Annotated in this window: 18 protein-coding genes; 10 read left to right on the forward strand and 8 right to left on the reverse strand. The window is 63.0% G+C overall.

Annotated elements, in window-relative coordinates; genetic code table 11:
• Positions 1-102: 102 nt before the first annotated feature.
• Positions 103-375, reverse strand: a complete 273-nt coding sequence (rpsO, locus tag P0D96_RS22090) for a 30S ribosomal protein S15 (protein WP_011487489.1) — start codon at positions 373-375, stop codon at positions 103-105.
• Between the two features lie 186 nt (positions 376-561).
• Positions 562-1887 (reverse strand): branched-chain amino acid ABC transporter substrate-binding protein, encoded by a 1326-nt coding sequence (locus tag P0D96_RS22095; protein ID WP_408315292.1) that lies wholly within the window; start codon positions 1885-1887, stop codon positions 562-564.
• A gap of 184 nt (positions 1888-2071) precedes the next feature.
• Between P0D96_RS22095 and P0D96_RS22100 the strand changes: the two genes are divergently transcribed.
• The 3 genes from P0D96_RS22100 to P0D96_RS22110 all read left to right on the forward strand — a co-directional run bounded on the left by P0D96_RS22100 (position 2072) and on the right by P0D96_RS22110 (position 5155).
• Complete coding sequence (locus P0D96_RS22100) at positions 2072-2623, forward strand: hypothetical protein (protein ID WP_132375258.1); 552 nt, start codon at positions 2072-2074, stop codon at positions 2621-2623.
• 225 nt (positions 2624-2848) lie between these two features.
• Positions 2849-3487 (forward strand): carbonic anhydrase, encoded by a 639-nt coding sequence (locus P0D96_RS22105; protein WP_408178042.1) that lies wholly within the window; start codon positions 2849-2851, stop codon positions 3485-3487.
• An 87-nt stretch (positions 3488-3574) separates the two neighbouring features.
• Positions 3575-5155 carry a SulP family inorganic anion transporter gene (locus P0D96_RS22110; RefSeq protein ID WP_408287188.1) on the forward strand — a complete coding sequence of 527 codons (1581 nt, stop codon included), beginning with the start codon at positions 3575-3577 and terminating at the stop codon, positions 5153-5155.
• A 110-nt stretch (positions 5156-5265) separates the two neighbouring features.
• On the opposite strand, the gene P0D96_RS22115 is transcribed toward P0D96_RS22110, so the two are convergent.
• The 6 genes from P0D96_RS22115 to P0D96_RS22140 all read right to left on the reverse strand — a co-directional run bounded on the left by P0D96_RS22115 (position 5266) and on the right by P0D96_RS22140 (position 12369).
• Positions 5266-6813, reverse strand: a complete 1548-nt coding sequence (locus P0D96_RS22115) for a 2-isopropylmalate synthase (protein ID WP_132375261.1) — start codon at positions 6811-6813, stop codon at positions 5266-5268.
• 391 nt (positions 6814-7204) lie between these two features.
• A complete protein-coding gene (pssA, locus tag P0D96_RS22120) occupies positions 7205-8071 on the reverse strand; it encodes a CDP-diacylglycerol--serine O-phosphatidyltransferase (RefSeq protein ID WP_132375262.1) in 867 nt (288 codons plus the stop codon).
• Positions 8072-8095: 24 nt separating this feature from the next.
• A complete protein-coding gene (locus P0D96_RS22125) occupies positions 8096-8734 on the reverse strand; it encodes a phosphatidylserine decarboxylase (protein ID WP_012432365.1) in 639 nt (212 codons plus the stop codon).
• A 130-nt stretch (positions 8735-8864) separates the two neighbouring features.
• Entirely contained in the window at positions 8865-9881 is a 1017-nt protein-coding gene (gene ilvC, locus P0D96_RS22130; RefSeq protein WP_132375266.1) for a ketol-acid reductoisomerase, read from the reverse strand.
• 121 nt (positions 9882-10002) lie between these two features.
• Complete coding sequence (gene ilvN / locus P0D96_RS22135; RefSeq protein WP_007175629.1) at positions 10003-10494, reverse strand: acetolactate synthase small subunit; 492 nt, start codon at positions 10492-10494, stop codon at positions 10003-10005.
• Between the two features lie 111 nt (positions 10495-10605).
• Positions 10606-12369 (reverse strand): acetolactate synthase 3 catalytic subunit, encoded by a 1764-nt coding sequence (locus tag P0D96_RS22140; protein WP_408178040.1) that lies wholly within the window; start codon positions 12367-12369, stop codon positions 10606-10608.
• A gap of 351 nt (positions 12370-12720) precedes the next feature.
• Here P0D96_RS22140 and P0D96_RS22145 point away from each other — a divergent pair, with 351 nt between their 5' ends.
• The 7 genes from P0D96_RS22145 to P0D96_RS22175 all read left to right on the forward strand — a co-directional run bounded on the left by P0D96_RS22145 (position 12721) and on the right by P0D96_RS22175 (position 18071).
• A complete protein-coding gene (locus P0D96_RS22145) occupies positions 12721-13284 on the forward strand; it encodes an RNA polymerase sigma factor (RefSeq protein WP_012432361.1) in 564 nt (187 codons plus the stop codon).
• Positions 13281-13709 carry a DUF3619 family protein gene (locus P0D96_RS22150; protein ID WP_132375269.1) on the forward strand — a complete coding sequence of 143 codons (429 nt, stop codon included), beginning with the start codon at positions 13281-13283 and terminating at the stop codon, positions 13707-13709. The genes P0D96_RS22145 and P0D96_RS22150 overlap by 4 nt, the downstream gene beginning before the upstream one ends.
• Before the next feature lie 16 nt (positions 13710-13725).
• Positions 13726-14484, forward strand: coding sequence for a DUF3106 domain-containing protein (locus P0D96_RS22155; protein WP_408315295.1), 759 nt, complete (start codon positions 13726-13728; stop codon positions 14482-14484).
• Between the two features lie 13 nt (positions 14485-14497).
• Positions 14498-15019: an RDD family protein gene (locus tag P0D96_RS22160; protein WP_408315297.1), complete on the forward strand. Its 522-nt coding sequence runs from the start codon at positions 14498-14500 to the stop codon at positions 15017-15019.
• A 365-nt stretch (positions 15020-15384) separates the two neighbouring features.
• Positions 15385-16326 (forward strand): UDP-2,3-diacylglucosamine diphosphatase, encoded by a 942-nt coding sequence (locus P0D96_RS22165; protein WP_408178037.1) that lies wholly within the window; start codon positions 15385-15387, stop codon positions 16324-16326.
• Positions 16327-16356: 30 nt separating this feature from the next.
• Positions 16357-17388 (forward strand): glycosyltransferase family 4 protein, encoded by a 1032-nt coding sequence (locus P0D96_RS22170; RefSeq protein ID WP_106306728.1) that lies wholly within the window; start codon positions 16357-16359, stop codon positions 17386-17388.
• A gap of 20 nt (positions 17389-17408) precedes the next feature.
• Positions 17409-18071, forward strand: a complete 663-nt coding sequence (locus P0D96_RS22175) for a diacylglycerol kinase (protein ID WP_132375275.1) — start codon at positions 17409-17411, stop codon at positions 18069-18071.
• Positions 18072-18409 lie beyond the last annotated feature (338 nt).

The following is an 18409-nucleotide window of genomic DNA, read 5'->3' on the forward strand; positions in this document are numbered from 1 at the left end:
TGCGGAGAACAGCCGGCGCGCATCACATGAAGCGCACCGTGCAAAAACAAAATGCCTGTATCAGTGGAACTGACACAGGCATCTTGCTGAACGACTGGCCGATTACTTACGCAGACCCAGCTTCTCGATCAGTGCGCGGTAACGATCCGCGTCCTTACCCTTCAGGTAATCGAGCAGCTTACGACGGCGGCTCACCATGCGCAGCAGACCGCGGCGGCTGTGGTGATCTTTCGTGTGTGCCTTGAAGTGAACGGTCAGTTCGTTGATGCGGGTCGTGAGCAGCGCGACCTGAACTTCGGGGGAGCCGGTGTCGTTAGCGGCGCGTGCGAATTGCGCAACGACTTCGGACTTCTTGCTTGTTTCAACTGCGGACATGTCGATTTCCTTAAGAACTAGACAGGCGGTCACGGAAGAAAGGCCGTGCCGTGGGTTACCCGTGTGCTTTAAATATTGCTGACAGGCCTTGGATAAAGGCTTGCCTCACAACGGGACGCGTATTGTAGCACAGCCCAATCCGGCCGCGAACCCCGCTGTGCCGGGCGATGGCGCGCCTCGCCTCGATCACGGCCGCTTCATCCTGCAGACGGTCGGCAGGACGGTGCGCTCGGGCGGCAGCGCCAGCACCGTGCGAAAACCGTAGCCGGACCCTTCGTTATCGAAATGCACGCCCGGCGTACCGGCTTTGTCCATCTCCATCACGTAAAGGGGCTGGATCAGTTGATGATCGTCGGCGCGCATCCACGAGGCGTGGAAGCCGTTGTCGAACTTGATTCCCTCGAGGGCTTTCGCCACCGCCATCGGATCGGCGCTGCCGGCGCGCGTCATTGCCGCAGCCAGAGTTTCGATCATCAGCGGCATGCGCAGCACCGGGTAGTCGTCCTGCGCGGCCGGAAAGCGCGCCCGGAAGGCCCCGTACCAGGCGTCGGACGCCGCGCCGCCGGCGTTCGGATGCCAGTCTGCCACCGCGATCACGTGGCCGACGCCGGCGTCGCCCAAAGCGGCGGGCGCGCCGAGGCTGTTGCCGTAGAACGTGTAGAACTTCGTGTCCAGCCCCTGCTCGCGCGCGGCCTTGACGAGCAGCGTCAGGTCGTTGCCCCAATTGCCGGTGATCACGGCGTCCGCCCCGCTCGCGCGGATCTTCGCAATGTACGGCGCGAAGTCCTTCACGCGGCCGATCGGATGAAATTCGTCGCCGACCACCGCGATGTCCGGACGCTTCGTCGTCAGCGTCGAACGCGCGAGGCTGCTGACGTCGTGTCCGAAGCTGTAATCCTGGTTCAGCAGATAGACCTTCTTCACCGCCTTGTCGCGCTGGATCACGTCGGCCAGCGCGTCCATGCGCATGCCCGCGTGCGCGTCGAAGCGGAAATGCCAGAAGCTGCAGTTGGCGTTGGTCAGCGACGGGTCGTCGGCGGAATAGTTGAGGAACAGTTCGCGGTTGCCCGGTTCGCGGCTGTTCTGCTTGTCGATCGCGCCGATCAGCGCGGCGGCGACCGCCGAGCTGTTGCCCTGCATGATGTAGCCGATATGACGGTCGGCGGCCGCGCGCAATTGCGTGAGCGCCTCTTCGGTGCCGCCCTTGCTGTCGAGCACGACCAGCTCGAACGGATGCGCGCCGTCGGCGAGCTTCACGCCGCCGTGCGCATTCACCTGCTCGACGCCGAAGCGCAGGTTGCGCTCCACCGCCGCGCCCGCGTTGGCGAACGGGCCGGACATGCCTTCGATCAGCGCCAGCTGGATCGGCGCGCCGGTGGGTTTGCTCGCCGGCTTTGCTCCAAGGCTGGCCGCGGGATTAGCCGCCGGCTCGCTCGCCGCATACGCCACCGCCGCCATCGACATCGCCGCCAGCACCGCTGCCGCCGTCCGTTGCCACTTCGCCATCGTCATCGCCCCGCCTGATTGGTGAAAGCGCGGATCATAGGGCGTTCAGCACGGAATAAGCAAGCCGGCGCAAGCGTTATCGTATTGCCCGGCCGGCTCTTCATGAAGCGCAAATCTTTTGCCACAGCGCGTGTCAAAATAATGCGTCTCGATGATAAAAACCGCTACTCAAACGCCATCGGAGGAATACATGTTCAACCGCCATCACACCACGGCGGCCTCGATCGGAGCGCCGGCCGCGGGGCGCTTGCGCCGCGCGGCGCTCGTCTGCCTGAGCGCGCTGGCGCTTGCCGGCTGCGTGCAGCCGTGGCAGCAATACACCCAAGGCGCGGACGAATCGACCATCGTCGCGCGCCTCGGCCCGCCGCGCGAAAGCTATGACCTGCCGAACGGCGGCAAGCGGCTGATGTGGCCGACCCAGCCGATGGGCGAAACCACCACCGCGGCCGACATCGACGCATCCGGCAAGATCGTCAATGTGCGCCAGGTGCTGCAGCCCAACGAGTTCTACCGCGCCGAAATCGGCAAATGGACCAAGAGCGACGTGCTGGTGAATTTTGGCCGCCCGGTCGAAACGTCGTACTTCCCGTTGATGAAGCGCGAAGTCTGGACCTACCGTTATCTGGAAGACAACGTCTGGTACATGATGTACAGCTTTTATTTCGACGAGCAGGGCATCGTGCGCCTGACGCAGAAAACGCCCGATCCGTTGCACGATCCGGATCGCCGCAGCCTGTTCTGAGCGCCGCCTGATCAGATTCACATGCATCTACGAAGCCGCCTTCCCGGGCGGCTTTTTTTTATTTATTACGCATGGCGGCGAATTTTATTTCGCGCACAGCAGATTTATTTTTTGATAGAAAGGCTTTCGTAAGCATTGATTCGGTGCTGGCCTCTCATGAGGCCGCACGAGCGCAGCCGTGAATTCGGCGCCGAATGAATGCGCCCCACTACGGAGCCGCTATCCATGAATCGTCCCAAACGCCTGCTGGTCGCCAACGTCGCCTGGGCGCATGAAACCGCCGTGCGCAACCCCGAGTTTTTCCGCGATCTGGTGCGCGGCCAGAATCCCCACGTCCTGTGGATCGGCTGCTCGGACAGCCGTGTGCCCGCCGAGACCATCACGCATTGCGAACCGGGCGACCTGTTCGTCCACCGCAACATCGCCAACCTCTTTCAGCCCGACGACGACAATTCGGCGAGTGTCCTCGAATATGCGGTGAAGGTACTGAAGGTCGGCCACGTGATCGTCTGCGGCCATTACGGATGCGGCGGCGTGCGCGCCGCGCTGCTGCCGCCCGAGCCGAGCCTGCCGCATGTGAATCGGCGGATCGCGCCGCTTTGCACGCTCGCCAAAGCGCATCACGAAGAACTGCAGGACCACGAAAGCGAACGTGAGCGTGTCAACCGCCTCGCCGAGCTGAACGTGCTCGAACAGGTGCGTGGGTTGCGCGCGCACCCCATCGTGCGGGAGGCCGATACGGCGCCACTCGTACACGGCTGGATCTTCGCGCTCGAAGACGGGCGCATCAAGGTCCTCACGTCCGGCTACGAAGCCGACGACGCGATGACCTGCACGACCGCCGCCCACAGCGCCGCCGCTTGACGCGACACCCACGCGGCACTTCATGCGAATCCGATCCGGTTCAGCTTTCGCCGCATACCAGGCCCCACTCCTCACTGCACCGACACCATGAACCTTCGAGCTTTCTTCTCCACGTTTCAGCGCGACCTGCTTGCGGGCACGGTCGTTTTTCTAGTGGCCCTGCCACTTTGTCTGGGCATCGCTAACGCATCGGGCGTCGAACCATTTGCCGGGCTTGTCTCGGGCATCGTCGGCGGGCTGGTGGTGGCCGTGCTGAGCGGCTCGCGCTTGAGCGTGAGCGGGCCGGCAGCAGGCCTCGTCGTGATCGTCGTCGACGGGATCGCGCAGCTCGGCAGTTTCTCCGCGTTCCTGCTGGCCGTGCTGCTGTCCGGCGCGATCCAGTTCGGTTTCGGCATGCTCAAAGCCGGCCGTTTTGCGGCCTATGTGCCGTCGCCGGTGATCAAGGGCATGCTCGCGGCCATCGGCGTGCTGCTGATCGTCAAGCAGTTTCCGCTCGCGCTCGGGCTGTCCGGCGTGCATGCGGCGTCGGGTACGCAAGCTGCCGCGCTGGCGGCCGGAGCGGTTGCCACGCCGTTCGGCTCGATTTCGCTCGCAGCCTGCGTGATCACCCTGCTGTCGCTGGCGATTCTGATCGGCTGGGAGACGCGCGCATTTCGGCGCTTCGCACTGGTGCGCCGCGTACCGGCGCCGCTCGCCGTCGTTCTGCTGGGGATCGGCGCGACGTTGCTGCTCAGCGTGCTGGCGCCGTCGCTCGCGCCGCCCGCCGAACATCGGGTCGCCCTGCCGCCGCTGGAATCGTTCGCGGCCTTGCAACTCGCATTGGAATGGGCCGACTTCGGGCCGCACTTCGCGCAGCTCGTCAATCCCGATGTCTGGCGCGTCGCCATCACGCTGGCGATCGTCGCGAGCCTGGAAACGCTGCTGAGCCTCGAAGCCGTCGAGCAGATCGATCCCGAACGACGCGCCGCGCCGCCGGATCGCGAGTTGAAGGCGCAAGGCGTGGGCAACCTGATTGCCGGCGCGATCGGCGGCTTGCCGATCACGTCGGTGATCGTGCGCAGTTCGGCCAATGTGCATGCGGGCGCGCAAAGCCGGCTCTCGGCGATCATTCACGGCGTGCTGTTGCTCGTCAGCGTGTTTGCACTCACTAGCGTCATCAACCTGATTCCGCTGGCCTGTCTCGCGGCGATCCTGATCTTCACGGGGTTGAAGCTCGCCAAGCCGTCGCTATTCGTCGCCGTCGCGAAACAGGGCTTTGCGCCGTTCGCGCCGTTTATCGTCACGCTGGTCGGCGTGCTCGCGACCGACCTGCTGATCGGCATCGTGCTCGGCATTCTGTGCAGCGTGCTGCTCGCGTTGTATGCGAATCTGCGCAGCCCGATCGTGCTCGCGCAACACGGCGATCACTATCTGCTGTCGTTTCGCAAGGACGTGTCGTTTCTCGGCAAGGTGGCGCTCAAGCACTACCTGCAGCAGGTTCCTGACGGCGCCACCTTGATCGTCGATGCGACGCGCGCCGATTTCGTCGACCACGACGTGCGCGAACTGCTCGACACATTCGTGGCCGACGCGCCACGCCGCGGCATCGCTGTCGAAGTGCGGCATCAGGTGCAGGCACAGGCGCGCGCGTCACGCGGCTGGTCGATGCGACGCACGGCGACGGAGTAACGCCGCTCGCAATGAAAAAGCCCCGTGCCAATCAAGGCACGGGGCTCTCCCGACTCAGACGAGAACGATGGCCACGCAGTCGCGCCGTCAGCGCGCTGCTACCACACCGCTCACTCCGAACGTTGCGGATTCAATTTGTCCGCGTTCGAGTACAGCTTGTTGAGCGCCGAGATATACGCCTTCGCCGAAGCCGCGACGATATCCGGATCAGTGCCCACGCCGTTGACGATGCGCCCGCTCTTCGACAGACGCACGGTCACTTCGCCTTGCGCCTGCGTGCCGGTGGTGATCGCATTCACCGAGTAAAGCAGCAGTTCCGAGCCGCTGCCCACTTCCGTTTCGATCGCGTTCAGCGTGGCGTCGACCGGGCCATTGCCGCGCGCTTCGCCGGTCACTTCCTTGCCTTCCACCGAGAACACGATTTTCGCGTGCGGCTGCTCGCCGGTTTCCGAATGTTGCGACAGCGACAAGAATTTGTAGTGCTCCCTCTCCTGCGCCTCGGCGGATTCTTCCGTGACAATCGCGATGATGTCTTCGTCGAAGATTTCCGACTTGCGGTCGGCCAGTTCTTTGAAGCGCGCAAACGCCGTGTTCAACTCGCCTTCGCTATCCAGCGCGATACCCAGTTCCTGCAGACGCTGCTTGAACGCGTTACGGCCCGACAGCTTGCCGAGCACGATCTTGTTCGCACTCCAGCCCACGTCTTCGGCGCGCATGATTTCGTAGGTGTCGCGCGCCTTCAGTACGCCGTCCTGATGGATGCCCGAAGCGTGCGCAAACGCGTTCGCCCCGACCACCGCCTTGTTCGGCTGAACGACGAAACCGGTGATCTGCGACACCAGCTTCGAAGCCGGCACGATCTGCGTGGTATCGAGACCGATATCGAGGCCGAAGTAATCCTTGCGGGTCTTCACCGCCATCACGATTTCTTCGAGCGACGTGTTACCCGCGCGCTCGCCGAGGCCGTTGATCGTGCATTCGACCTGACGCGCGCCGCCGATCTGCACGCCGGCCAGCGAATTCGCCACCGCCATGCCGAGGTCGTTATGGCAATGCACCGAGAACACCGCTTTATGCGAGTTCGGAATGCGCTCGCGCAGCGTTTTGACGAGCTGGCCGTACAACTCCGGCACGCCATAACCGACCGTATCCGCGATGTTGATCGTAGTCGCCCCTTCGGCGATCACCGCTTCCAGCACGCGGCACAGAAAGTCCATATCCGAGCGGCTGCCGTCTTCCGGCGAGAACTCGACGTCGTCGGTGAATTTGCGGGCGAAACGCACGGCCAGCTTGGCCTGCTCGAACACCTGGTCCGGCGTCATGCGCAGCTTCTTTTCCATGTGCAACGGCGAAGTTGCGATGAACGTGTGGATGCGGAAGTGATCGGCGGGTTTGAGCGCGTCGGCGGCGCGCTGAATGTCTTTGTCGTTGGCGCGGGCGAGCGAGCAGACCGTGCTGTCCTTGATCAGGCCCGCGATCGTATGGATCGAATCGAAGTCGCCGTTCGAGCTTGCCGCGAAGCCCGCTTCGATCACGTCCACTTTCATCCGCTCGAGTTGCTTGGCGATACGGATTTTCTCTTCTTTCGTCATTGACGCGCCGGGCGATTGTTCGCCGTCTCGCAACGTGGTGTCGAATATGATCAGTTTGTCGGACATGTCGAGGCTCCTGCGGAGTCGTTCAATTGTAGGGATGGGATATTGGAATTCGGCTGTCTGCGCCACCGCTGGCGACACTCGATCACGGAGAAGGCGGACGGAGGGTAGAACGATCAGCGTGACCCGAAGCGTGGCCATCAGCGCGGCGGACGCTCCAGCATGGGCACGCTCAGCGGCGCGCTGCCTGTCGAGGCTCGTTGCGCGGTTCGACAAGGAACGTGAACGCATTGATCCAACGACTATAGCGACATTCCCGCCGGCGTGCAATTAGCGCCGGACCTGCCTACGGAGCGTTGCGGGGCACCGCCAAACGGGCTCGCCAAACGAAAAACGGCGACCCGAAGGCCGCCGTTTTCCTGTGTCATGCACATCAGCGCACGCGAGCGAACCGTTACCTGTCGCCTGTCACCGAGCGAGCCGGATTCGCCCTGCCCCGCATCGCCTGATAACCCCAGAACACGTAACCGGACAGGCCGTACAGCACGAACAGGCCGAACAGCATCAGCGGCGGGTCGGAGGACACCAGCACGAACGCGACCACTACCAGCAGAATCACGCCGAACGGCACGCGATGCCGCACGTCGAGCGCCTTGCCGCTGTAGAACGGCGCGTTCGACACCATCGTCACGCCGGCGTAGATGGTCAGCACGAAGGCAACCCACGGCAGCCAGACCAGCTTGAGCGGCACGCGGTTGTCGGTGGCGAGCCACACGAAACCGGCGATCAGCGCCGCCGCGGCCGGGCTCGGCATGCCCTGGAAGAAACGCTTGTCGACCACGCCGATGTTCGTGTTGAACCGCGCGAGACGCAACGCGGCGCCCGAACAGTAGACGAACGCCGCGAGCCAGCCCCAGCGGCCGAGGTCCTTCAGAATCCACTCGTACATCACGAGCGCCGGCGCCACACCGAACGACACCATGTCCGACAGGCTGTCGAACTGCTCGCCGAACGCGCTTTGCGTATGCGTCATGCGGGCGACGCGGCCATCCATGCCGTCCAGCACCATGGCCACGAAAATCGCGATGGCCGCGACCTCGAAGCGCACATTCATGGCCTGCACCACGGCAAAGAAGCCGCAGAACAGGGCCGCGGTGGTAAAGGCGTTCGGCAGCAGATAAATGCCGCGCTTTCTCAGGAACTGCTGACGCTGGGCGCGCCGGCTGTCGACCGCCGCCTCCGTCACCATCGGCTTGTTACGGCGAAACGGACGCGGAAGCGGTCCGCTGTTACGGGGTCGACGCGGTTTGAATGCGGCCATTCGGAAAACCTCCTTGGTGCCGCTTTATAGTTCAGCGAGGATCGTGGACGACGCCGAAACCTTCTCGCCGATCGACACACGCGGACGGCTGCCCACCGGCAGATACACGTCGACGCGCGAACCGAAGCGGATAAATCCGTACCGTTGACCACGGGTGAGCGGCTCACCTGCCCGTACGTAGCAAAGAATGCGCCGCGCGATCAAACCGGCGATCTGCACCGAGGTCACAGTCTGGCCGCCGGCCATTTCGATCACCACCGCATTGCGCTCGTTTTCGGTGGAAGCCTTGTCCACCGCGGCATTCAGATACGCGCCCGGGAAATATTCGACCTTGGAGATCGCGCCATCCACCGGCGAACGTTGCGAGTGGACGTTGAAGACGTTCATGAACACGCTGATCTTCAGCGCTTCACGGTTGGCATACGGATCATGCGCGGTCTCGACCGCGACGATACGGCCATCGGCCGGGCACAGCACGGCATTCGCCTGCGTGGGGATCGGGCGCGCCGGATCGCGGAAGAACTGCACGACGAAGATCAGGAGGAGCCAGAACAGCCATGAAAAGCCGAACCCCGCGATGAAGTGAACCAGGAGTGCAACGACGGCCGCGATGGCGATGAACGGCCAGCCTTCTCGCGCGATGATCGGATGAGGGTAATTCATGAATGGCTTCTGTGTTTTTGTAAAACCGTAGGATAGCAAAAGCCGCCCAGGGTTCAGCACCCTTGGACGGCTTTTTGATCTGTCCGGCTATTGCGGCACGGCGCCGCGCCGGACAACAGCTAGAACCAGCTTAGTTCTTCGACTGGTCGACCAGCTTGTTCTTCGCGATCCACGGCATCATCGCGCGCAGCTTCGCACCGACCTGTTCGATCTGGTGCTCGGACGTCAAACGGCGGCGCGATTGCAGCGTCGGTGCGCCAGCCTTGTTTTCGATGATGAAGCTCTTTGCGTACTCGCCCGTCTGAATGTCGGTCAGCACGGCCTTCATCGCCTTCTTCGTTTCAGCCGTCACGATACGCGGACCCGTCACGTACTCGCCGTATTCGGCGTTGTTCGAGATCGAGTAGTTCATGTTCGCGATGCCGCCTTCGTAGATCAGGTCGACGATCAGCTTCAGTTCGTGCAGGCATTCGAAGTACGCCATTTCCGGCGCGTAGCCCGCTTCCACCAGCGTTTCGAAGCCGGCCTTGATCAGGTCGACCGTACCGCCGCACAGCACGGCTTGTTCGCCGAACAGGTCGGTTTCCGTTTCTTCGCGGAAGTTCGTTTCGATGATGCCGGCACGGCCGCCGCCGTTCGCTGCCGCGTACGACAGTGCGATGTCACGTGCTGCGCCCGACTTGTCCTGCGCGACGGCGATCAGGTGCGGCACGCCGCCACCTTGCGTGTAGGTGCCGCGAACCGTGTGGCCCGGTGCCTTCGGCGCGATCATGATCACGTCGAGGTCGGCACGCGGAATCACTTGACCGTAGTGAACGTTGAAGCCGTGTGCGAATGCCAGCGCCGCGCCTTGCTTGGCGTTGGCGTGCACTTCCTTGGCATAGACTTCGGCGATCTGCTCGTCCGGCAGCAGCATCATAACGACGTCCGCGCCCTTGACGGCTTCCGCCACTTCCTTGACTTGCAGGCCGGCGTTCTCAGCCTTGCTCCACGATGCGCCGCCCTTGCGCAGACCGACCGTGATGTTCACGCCGCTTTCCTTCAGGTTCAGCGCGTGCGCATGGCCTTGCGAGCCATAGCCGATGATGGTGACTTGCTTGCCCTTGATGAGGGAGAGGTCAGCGTCCTTGTCGTAGAAAACTTTCATGTCGGTTCCTTGGCTAAATTCGATGATTCAGTGAAATTCAAATGCTGCAAATAGTGTGTTGCGTGGCCGGGTTGGTGCAGGCACGGCCCGGCCTGGATCGAGACGGTTGAACGCTCGCGCGTCACACCTTCAGAATGCGCTCGCCGCGACCAATCCCCGAGCTGCCCGTGCGGACCGTTTCGAGAATCGCCGTGGCGTCGAGCCCTTCGATAAAGGCGTCGAGCTTGTCGCTCGCGCCCGTCAGTTCGATCGTGTAGGTCTTTTCGGTGACGTCGATGATGCGGCCGCGGAAAATATCCGACATCCGCTTCATCTCCTCACGTTCCTTGCCGACCGCCCTCACCTTGATCAACATCAGCTCGCGTTCGATGTGGGCGCCCTCGGTAAGGTCGACCACTTTCACCACCTCGATCAGGCGGTTCAGATGCTTCGTGATCTGTTCGATCACGTCGTCCGAGCCAATGGAGACGATGGTCATGCGCGACAGCGAACGGTCTTCGGTCGGAGCCACCGTCAAGGTTTCAATGTTGTAGCCGCGTGCCGAGAACAGACCAACCACGCGTGATAACGCGCCCGGTTCGTTTTCCAGCAGGACGGAAATGATGTGTCTCATGATTCGCTTCTTCCAGATGTTTTGTCGATGTCTGCGAGCGGAGTCGCGCCGCTTCGTCCGCCCTCGCCTTTCATGAAGGCGCGCATGACGAAGCCGACGCAAATTCCGTCGTTATAGATCTTCCGAACCCATGAGCATCTCGGTGATGCCCTTGCCGGCCTGAACCATCGGCCAGACGTTTTCGGTCGGATCGGTCTGGAAATCGAGAAACACCGTGCGATCTTTCAGACGCAGCGCTTCCTTGAGCGCCGGCTCGACATCGGCCGTGCGTTCGATACGCATGCCGACGTGGCCGTACGCTTCGGCGAGCTTCACGAAATCCGGCAGCGCATCCATGTACGAATGCGAATAGCGCTTGCTGTATTCGATCTGCTGCCACTGGCGCACCATGCCCAGATAGCGGTTGTTCAGCGAAATGATCTTCACCGGAGTCTCGTACTGCTTGCAGGTGGAGAGCTCCTGGATACACATCTGGATCGAGCCTTCGCCCGTGATACAGAGCACGTCGTCGTCCGGGTGCGCCATCTTCACGCCCATCGCCGCCGGCAGGCCGAAGCCCATCGTGCCGAGACCACCGGAGTTGATCCAGCGGCGCGGCTTGTTGAAGCGATAGAACTGCGCCGCCCACATCTGGTGCTGGCCGACGTCGGAACACACGAAGGCATTGCCGTCGGTCAGTTCCCACGCCTTTTCCACCACGTACTGCGGCTTGATGATCTCGCTCTTGCGGTCGAACTTCAGGCAGTCTTTCGCACGCCAGGCTTCGATGTCCTTCCACCAGTCGGCGAGCGCCGCGGTGTCCGGGCCATGTTCGGCCGTTTGCAGCTGCTCGATCAACTCCTTCAGCACTTCCTTCACGTCGCCGACGATCGGAATGTCGACCTTGACGCGCTTGGAGATGGAGGAAGGATCGATGTCGATATGGATGATCTTGCGCGGACGCGACGAGAAGTGCGCCGGGTCGCCGATCACACGGTCGTCGAAACGCGCGCCGATCGCGATCAGCACGTCACAGTGCTGCATCGCCATGTTGGCTTCGTACGTGCCGTGCATGCCGAGCATGCCGAGGAATTTCTTGTCGCTCGCGCGATAGCCGCCCAGACCCATCAACGTGTTGGTGACGGGATAGCCGAGCAGATCGGCGAACTGGTTCAGTTCACGCGAGGCGTCCGCGAGAATGATGCCGCCGCCGGTATAGATGTACGGACGCTTGGCCGACAACAGCAACGCCACGGCCTTGCGGATCTGGCCGGAGTGGCCCTTCGTGACCGGGTTGTACGAGCGCAGCGAAACAGTCTTGAGCGGTTCGTACTGGCAAGGCGCTTTCGACACGTCTTTCGGAATGTCGATCAGCACCGGGCCGGGACGGCCGGTACGTGCGATATAGAAGGCTTTCTTGACGGTGGCGGCGAGGTCGCGCACGTCCTTCACGAGGAAGTTGTGCTTCACGCAAGGACGCGTGATGCCGACCGTGTCGCACTCCTGGAACGCATCCTGGCCGATCGCGGCAGTCGGCACCTGGCCGCTGATCACCACCATCGGGATCGAATCCATGTAGGCGGTGGCGATGCCGGTCACCGCATTGGTGACGCCGGGGCCGGAGGTCACGAGGCACACACCGACCTTGCCGGTGGAACGCGAGTAAGCGTCGGCGGCGTGGACAGCGGCCTGCTCGTGGCGCACGAGGATATGCTGGAACTTGTCCTGCTTGTACAGCTCGTCGTAAATGTAGAGTACCGAGCCGCCGGGATAGCCCCACACAAACTCGACGTCTTCGTCGGCCAGTGCCTTCATGAGCACGGTGGCGCCGATAGAGTCAGCTTCGAGATGGGGAGTCGTATCCGACGTGGAGAATTCCGCGCTGGGCATATTCATTAATTCACCTTTCGAAATTTCGGCAAAAATTTGATCGGGTGCTCTCTGCCGGGCTTGTGGCTCGGGTTCAAGCGGCGCGTCCAGTTGACAGGTGAGCTTCTTGGGCCACACCTCAATTGAGACAAGTCACTTATGTTGCGAACCAGCGACGATATCTGCAGACGCCCGCGCGGTCAAGCAAATATTGCCTTGGCGCCTTCCGCCGAATCTCGAAAATGACCGAAAGCCTGTTATAGAGATGCAAGGTGAATCACGTTTCGCCCCAGCGGCGCAAAAGTTTGTTAGCATCCGCGAGTTTTACGACATTTTTCGACCGATTACGCGCACGCTCGCTGCGCCGACCCCCAACGGATGGCATCAGACAAGGAACTCGCCGATTTTCTGGCGGGCGTCGAAAGGCGCGCATTCAAGCAGACGGTCTACGCCGTGCGGGACGACGACGCCTCGCTGGATATCGTGCAGGACGCGATGATCAAGCTCGCCGAAAAATACGGCGACCGTCCGGCCGCCGAACTTCCGCTGCTGTTTCAGCGTATTCTGCAGAATGCGATGCACGACTATTTCCGTCGTGCGAAAGTGCGCAATACTTGGGTGAGTCTTTTTTCGTCGCTCGGCAACGCCGACGACGAGGATTTCGACCCCCTCGAAACCTTCGAGGCCCAGCAAGGCTCGGCGGGTTCCGAGAGCAACGAACAGAAACTCGAACGCGAACAGGTTCTGCAGTTAATCGACGACGAGATCCAAAAGTTACCGGCACGTCAACGGGAGGCGTTTCTCATGCGTTATTGGGAAGATATGGATGTCGCCGAGACTGCCGCCGCAATGGGCTGCTCCGAAGGCAGTGTGAAAACGCACTGCTCGCGGGCCACCCACACGCTGGCGCAAGCGCTCAAGGCCAAAGGAATCACGCTATGAGCTCCCTCGAAACTAAAGAACTCGAGTTCGCCCGCCAGGTGCGCCGCGCGCTCGACGAAAACGCCGCCAGCATTGCGCCCGCCACCGTCGACCGACTCGCCGCGGCGCGCCGTGCCGCGCTCGCCCGCAAGAAGCCCGAAACCGTGAGCGCGCCGGTGTTCGTGCCGGCCCTCGCCGGTGCGGGCATGGCCTCCGGCATGCCGCCGGTCGAACTGCCGCAGCGCCGCCGTTCGCCGCTGCGCCGCTTTGCGCTCGCGTGGCCGCTCGCCGCGCTGGTCGTCAGCCTCGTGGGCATTGCCTACTGGGAAGACCAGCAACGCACCGCCGAACTCGCCGATATCGATGCCGCCATGCTAAGCGACGACCTGCCGCTCAATGCCTATCTCGACCACGGTTTCAACGCGTACCTTTCACGCGCCCACTGAGCGGGAGATTCTTCGGGTGAGTTACAAGCGCGGCCTGGCCGTTGTTTTCGGATGCACGATCGCGGCCCTGGTGTCGTTTGCCGCGACTTATCCGCGCTTTTATCCTAGCCCGTCGCCCGTCAGCGCGCCTGTCGCGGGCGCCAACGCGACCGCCAAGGCGCCCGCGCCGACGCTCGCCGTCGAATTGCCCAGCCTGCCCGGCAGCAACAGTCCGATGGCATGGTCGCGCCTGACGTCGGCCGAGCATATCGCGCTCGCGCCGTTTGAAGCCCAATGGGATTCCTTCAGCGACGAACGTAAGCGCAAATGGCTGAAGATCGCGTCGCGTTACCCGAAGATGTCGGCTGATGCGCAAAAACGCCTGCATGAGCGCATGACTGAATGGACCCGTATGACGCCCGATCAGCGGCGCGTCGCGCGTGAAAATTACCAGGTGTCGAAGGAATTGCCGCGCGAAACTCGTCAGAACGCGTGGAAGGCGTATCAGCAGTTGCCCGAAGAACAGAAGGAACGGCTCGCCGCCAGCGAGCGCAAGCGGCGCCCCAGCGTGGTCAGCGCGCCGCCCTCGGGCCGCAGCGAAATCAAGGGGCTCGATCGCCTAGTCAATGCGCGTGAGCATGGCGCAAGCGGCGCTGCAGCGGTGAGCGCGGCAGCCGCGGCGTCGTTGCCGAGCCCGGTCGCAGCGCCGCCGATTCCCGCCGCCGGGAGTTTCGTGCCTGCTACGCCGCTGCCGGTTTCGCCGGCTGAAGCGCCGTCGATCTTCAACGGCTCCTGAGCCCGGCCGCGCCGTGTCCCAACCGCTCGCGTCGTCAGCATTGACCGCCGATACCAACGGCAACGCACCCACCGTCCGGCGGCGCCTCGCGGCGCTGCTCTATGAAGCGGTGATCCTGTTCGGCGTGGTGTTCGTCGCCGGCTACCTGTTCAGCACGCTGACGCAGCAACGCAATGGTCTGACTCATCACAACCTGCTGGCAACATGGATCGGCCTCGTGGTCGGCGTGTATTTCGTCTGGTTCTGGACCCACAGCGGCCAGACCCTGCCGATGAAAACCTGGCGTCTGCGCGTGGTCGCCGCAGACGGCACGCCGCTCTCCACCGGCCGCGCGGTTGCCCGCTACGTGCTCGCGTGGCTATGGTTTCTGCCGCCGCTCGCGCTGCATCCGCTGCTCGGACTCAAGCTGCCGCAGACGCTGCTGATCGCCGGCATCTGGTTCGTGCTGTGGGCGGCCACCGGCCGCTTCGATCCGCAGCGTCAATTCCTGCACGACCGCCTCGCGGGCACGCGGGTCGTCAGCGTCTCGCGCTGATCCGTCTCAAGCTACGCTGTCGATATTTCGCTTATCTGTTGGGCCGCTATCTCCCGGCGCGCGTCATGCCGAGCGCGACCGTGCCGGCCGGACAATTATTTCGCTCTCCTGTCGGGTCGTTACCACACTACGCGAGCCACGCCAGTCGCGGCCGAGCTGACCAGTCCATGACTTCGCGCGCCCGTCGAGCCACCGCGACGCCGCGCGAGCCGCGCCCATCACGGCCGTCTATATTCTGATCCCCCGCCCGTCGCCCCCACCGCCCCACCTCCCGCGCCGCGCAGTAATAAGAACTTCTCATGACTGTCACGGCACAGTCACGCACACTTGGCCCAATACGGGCACCGCAACTCGACGCGTGAGCCATGGACCCCAAAACGTCCGCGACTTCCCTGTTCCGCCAGACCGGCCCGAGCGTCGACCCTGTCGCGTTCCGCCCGGAACCCAACCATAGTCACGGCTTGCCGCTGCCCGTGCCGCCACTGCCGCTCGACGCCAACGCCAGTCATCACGACGACGATCACGCCGAGCCGCACCGTTACCGCACCATCTGGCTGTCCGACATCCATCTCGGTTCGAGCGGCTGCCAGGCGCCCTATCTGCTCGATTTTCTGCGCCACAACGAGTCGGAGTATCTGTACCTCGTGGGCGACATCATCGACGGCTGGCAGTTGAAGAAAGGCTGGTACTGGCCGCAGGCCCACAACGACGTCGTGCAGAAGGTGCTGCGCAAGGCGCGCAAAGGCACGCAAGTGATCTACGTGCCCGGCAATCACGACGAAGCCGCACGCCAGTTCTGCGACCTCGCGTTCGGCGACATCCACGTGCGCGGCGAGGCGTTTCACACCACGCTCGCCGGCAAGCGTCTGTGGATCGTGCACGGCGATCTGTTCGACGGTGTGATCCAGCACGCCAAGTGGCTCGCCTATCTCGGCGACACGCTCTACACCATGATCCTGATCCTGAACCGCTGGTTCAACCGGATCCGCAGCCGGCTCGGTTTTCCGTACTGGTCGCTGTCGCAGTACCTGAAGCATCAGGTGAAGAACGCGGTGAATTTCATCTCCTCGTTCGAACGCGTGATGACCGACGAAGCACGCCGCCGCGGCTGCGACGGCGTGGTCTGCGGGCACATCCACAAAGCCGAGATACGCGATATCGACGGCGTCCTGTATTGCAACGACGGCGACTGGGTGGAAAGCCTGTCGGCACTCGTCGAAACCTATGAAGGCGAACTGAAGGTGATCTACTGGACCGTGATGCGCTCCCCGGAAGTGGGCGTGCAAAAGGCCCGGGCGACCGCGTAGTCCCTCTTAACTTCTATTGGGCCAAAACCGATGAAGATCATGATCGTCACCGACGCATGGGAACCGCAGGTCAACGGCGTCGTGCGCACGCTGAAAAACACCACGCGCGAACTCAGCGCGCTCGGCCATCACGTCGATCTGCTGACGCCGCTCGAATTCAAAACGATCCCTTGCCCGACTTATCCTGAGATCCGCCTCTCGCTGCTGCCGCGCCGCAAGCTGCGCGAGCGTATCGATGCCTTCTCGCCCGACGCGTTGCACATCGCCACCGAAGGTCCGCTCGGCATGGCCGCGCGCGCCTACGCGATCCAGCACAAGCTGCCGTTCACCACCGCTTATCACACGCGTTTTCCGGAGTACGTGCAGGCGCGCTTCGGCATTCCGCTCGCCGCGACCTACAAGTTTCTGCACTGGTTTCACAAGCCGTCGCTGGCTGTGATGGCGCCCACGCCGGTCGTCAAGAGCGACCTCGAAAAATTCGGCTTCACCAACGTCGTGCTGTGGACGCGCGGCGTCGACCTGGACATCTTTCACCAGATGGACTCGAAGGTGCTCAACAGCGCACGGCCGATCTTTCTGTACGTGGGACGTGTGGCAGTCGAGAAGAACGTCGAGGCGTTTCTGAAGCTCGATCTGCCGGGTTCGAAGTGGGTTGCCGGTGAAGGTCCGGCGCTCGCCGAACTGAAGTCGCGCTATCCGCAAGCGAATTACCTGGGCGTGCTGACGCAGGCCGAGCTGGCGAAGGTCTATGCGGCGGCGGACGTCTTCGTGTTCCCGAGCCGCACCGATACGTTCGGGCTCGTGCTGCTCGAAGCGCTCGCCTGCGGCACGCCGGTCGCGGCGTATCCCGTCACCGGTCCGATCGACGTGCTCGGCGACGGCGGCGCGGGTGCGATGCACGAAGACCTGCGCGAAGCCTGCCTTGAAGCGCTGAAGATCGATCGCAACCACGCGCGCGCGTGGGCCGAACGCTTCTCGTGGGCGGCGGCCTCCGAGCAATTCGCCGCGCATCTGAAGCCGCTGCCGCGCGCTTCATATCGCGAGGAAAGCGCCGCCGCGTGACGCGGCGTGCCGAGTTGTCCATGCGAACCAGACCATCCACCGTGGGGCGCGCGCCGAACGGCGCGCTGCGTGCCGTCGATGCCGAGAACGACAACGACAACGACAACGCGAGCATCGAACCCTTCGACGACGTGAGCGAGCCAGGCACGCCGAATCATGCAGATCATGCACATGGTTTGAACGGCATGAACGGAGCGAGTGCCGCGAACGGCACGCGACAGAACGGCACGCAATCCGACACGCAGAACGAACCGCTCAGTCCCGACGATCCACTCGCGCCGCTGCCTTTCAATCCCTACAAAGGCAATCGCGGCCTCACGCGCGCCTGGCACGCGATGAAAAATTCGCTCGCCGGATTTCGCGTGGCGATTCGCGAGGAAAGCGCCTTTCGCCAGGAGCTCACGCTCGCCGCGATCCTGATTCCCTGCGGCGTGCTGGTGCCGGTCGAGCCGGTGTCGCGCGTATTGCTGCTCGGTTCCGTGCTGCTGGTGCTGATCGTCGAGTTGCTGAATTCGAGCGTGGAAGCGGCCATCGACCGGATTTCGCTCGAACGCCATGAACTCTCGCGCCGCGCGAAGGATCTCGGCAGCGCGGCCGTGATGGTCGCGCTCGGCATGTGCCTGATGACGTGGCTGCTGATCGTCGGGCCACTGGTCGTGCATTGGGTCAAGGCATGGCTGTGAAGGCGCGCGTCAGCGCGTTTTAATGCGCTCACGCCGCCGTCGAACGGCGCGCGAAACCGCCTTGAGCAATGAAAACCCTGACTATCCGCTTGGTATAAGAACGCTCGGTTTATAATCGTCCGACAGTCTCACAGGAAAACGCTGGACCGCCCCAAGTTTTCCGCTCCGCAGGAAGTCCCCGTTCCGAAGGAAGTCCCCTTTGGGGCTTGGGGAATTGCCCTCGCGGAGGCCTGTCGAACTGCGACAGGTTGGGGGCGCTCATATACCAACCGCGTCCGGGTGGATCACGCAAAGAGCGGCACGCCGCCGTGTGCCCCAGCCCGGCGTAACCAGGGCCG

The organism is Paraburkholderia sp. RL17-347-BIC-D (assembly GCF_046027915.1).
Classification (GTDB): Bacteria; Pseudomonadota; Gammaproteobacteria; order Burkholderiales; family Burkholderiaceae; genus Paraburkholderia.